Genomic DNA, 2,385 nt, shown 5'->3' on the forward strand with positions numbered 1-2,385 from the left:
CGGTAGGGCTGCCCGCCGCCGGTGAGGACGGTTTCGGGTTCATGGAGCACGCTGTCTTGGTAAGAGTGACACTCGATGCCGAGGCGTGCGCAGAGCGCCTGGACTTTGCCCTCCATGGCGCGGCCGAAGATGTCGTAGTCACGATTGAAATACACCGCTTCGGCACCGGTCTCTCGGATGAGGCGCTCCAGCTCGGCATCAGCGCAGCCGCTGCGCAGGATGAGGCGGCTGCCGAGGGTGGTCAGATTTTTGGACAGGGACTCAAGACAGCCGCAGAGGAACTGCTGGCGGTTCGGGCCGGTCCAGCCGTGCTTCTGCTTCCAATCGCTGAGAATGTAAACGGGAACGACCTGGTCTGCGGCCTGGGCGGCGTGGTGCAGGGCGGTGTTGTCAGTGAGGCGGAGATCGCGGCGAAACCAGTGGAGGACAGTGCGGGGCATATAAAAATAGGGGGAGAGCGGCACAAGATACGGTCAGGATCGGACAAAGGGTGATGTGAATGTTTGCAGCATCCACCATCAGGTTCATGATGAATATTTCACTGAGCTGCCGTTACTAAAAGCGCCATATCATTCCCCCAACCCCGAACTTGATCCCATGTCTTCGAATTCGCCTGAGACCGACGAACCGAAATCTTTAACCGCCGCCTGGATCGCCACGATACTCCTCATCGTGGTGTATGTGGTCGGTCTGCTGATCTTCCCGCCGCTGTATGATGCGCCCAAGGGGGACGCCTCCAGCACCGTGCTTTTCATCGGCCGCTTCCACCCCATCTTTTTGCATCTGCCGGTGGGCATCCTGAGTGTGCTGGTCTTCTTTGAGCTGGTCTGCTCCACCCGGCGTGGCGAGCAGAAGTTTGGTGAAGCCTCCCTGCTGATGCTGGTGCTCGGCTCGGCGGGTGCGATTTTGGCGGTGTTTGCCGGCATCATGCTGTCACGCGAAGGCGGCTATGTGGGCGGCAATTTCAGCCTGCATCAGACCATGGGACTGCTCGGCACAGCGGGTGTTTTGATCTCGCTGGTGGTGCGCCTCATGGGCATGGCCCGTGGCAGCATGGAACTGCTGAACGCCTACCGCGCAGTCTACTTCGTCAGCTTTGGCATCATGGGCCTGGGTGCCCACTTCGGTGGGAACATCAGCCACGGGAACAAATTCCTCATCGAGCATGCGCCCGATTGGTTCAAAGCTCCGATGGTGGCCACCGAGAAGCTTTTGCTGAGTTTTGTGGAGAAACCCAAGGCGGGAAAAGCCACGCCTCCGGTCGATTCCACGCCACCCGTCACACCAGCGCCCCCTGCAGAAGTGAAGCCTGAGGACAAACCCGTGGTGATGGACAAAGGCACCACGCCTCCGCCGCCTGCCCCCACGCCTCCAGCGCCCGCTCCTGGCGGGGATGAAAAGCTCGTCTTCCAGCACGTCATTCTCCCGGTCCTCACCGCGAAGTGCAACAAGTGCCACAGCGAGGAGAAGTCGAAGGGCGACCTGCGCATGGACACCTACGAGATGGCCATCAAAGGCGGCGAAAACGGCAAGAATTTCGTGGCTGGCAATCTGAAGGACAGCCTCAGCATCGTGCGCATTCTGCTGCCTGACAGCGATGACGAACACATGCCGCCGGAAGGCAAGGATCAGCTCACGCCGGAGGAGATCGCGCTCCTGAAGTGGTGGGTGGAACAGGGGGCCAGCGGCATCCAGACGGTCAAAGATGCGAAATTCCCCGCCGAGCTTCAGGCCACTGTTGATGGAATTCTGAAAGGCTAGTCCAACTCACGCCTTTTGTTGCCTGTACCATTTCTGCCGAAAATCTGTCTCATTCATGAAACCAACCTCCCTCCTCTTCGCCCTGGCTCTGGCCTTCACCACGCATGCCGCCGATGACAAAGCCGCCGCAGATCCCACTGTCGCCGCTGCGATGCAGAAAGTGAACGCCACCGGTGCTTCGCTGATGCCCGTCGCCGCTGATGCGAAGACCTTCCGTTTCACCGCGCTCAATGTGGCCAAGGAGTTCGGGGATGCCGGGCTCGAACCGCTGGTGCCAATCGCCGACAAAATCGCATCGCTCGACATCGCGCGCAGCAAGGTGACGGACGGCGGCCTCAAGGCCCTGGCCGGCATGAAGAACCTCAAGGAGCTGCACCTCGAAGGCACGGCCATCAGCGATGCCGGCATTGATCAGCTCAAGGGCCTCGCCGAGCTCGAATACATCAACCTCTACAACACCAAGGTCACGGATGCAGGCCTCGCCAAGCTCGCCGGACTCGGCAAGCTCAAGGCCATCTATCTCTGGCAGAGCGGCGTGACCAAGGCAGGCGTGGCTGCTTTGAAAGCGAAGCTGCCCAAGGCCCACGTCAACACCGGCTGGACCGCCGAGGATGATGCCAAGCC

The 2,385-nt window shown here is 60.4% G+C and carries 2 protein-coding genes and 1 pseudogene; 2 read left to right on the forward strand and 1 reads right to left on the reverse strand.

Annotation, left to right across the window (positions count from 1 at the left end; genetic code table 11):
• Positions 1–440: deoxyribodipyrimidine photo-lyase (locus WAW39_RS07640; RefSeq protein ID WP_422317429.1), on the reverse strand; the 440-nt coding region annotated here is incomplete at its 3' end.
• 157 nt (positions 441–597) lie between these two features.
• Between WAW39_RS07640 and WAW39_RS07645 the strand changes: the two genes are divergently transcribed.
• Both WAW39_RS07645 and WAW39_RS07650 read left to right on the forward strand, forming a co-directional pair.
• The gene (locus WAW39_RS07645) at positions 598–1,761 is read left to right on the forward strand and encodes a c-type cytochrome domain-containing protein (protein ID WP_422317431.1); all 1,164 of its coding nucleotides are present in this window, start codon (positions 598–600) and stop codon (positions 1,759–1,761) included.
• A gap of 55 nt (positions 1,762–1,816) precedes the next feature.
• Positions 1,817–2,385 (forward strand): annotated as a pseudogene (locus WAW39_RS07650) (hypothetical protein); the annotation flags it as partial.

This window comes from Prosthecobacter sp. (genome assembly GCF_049294395.1).
GTDB lineage: Bacteria > Verrucomicrobiota > Verrucomicrobiia > Verrucomicrobiales > Verrucomicrobiaceae > Prosthecobacter.

Coding starts and splice junctions, on each gene's coding strand:
- WAW39_RS07645 (WP_422317431.1), top strand. CDS start 598: ATGTCTTCGAATTCGCCTGAGACCGACGAACCGAAATCTTTAACCGCC.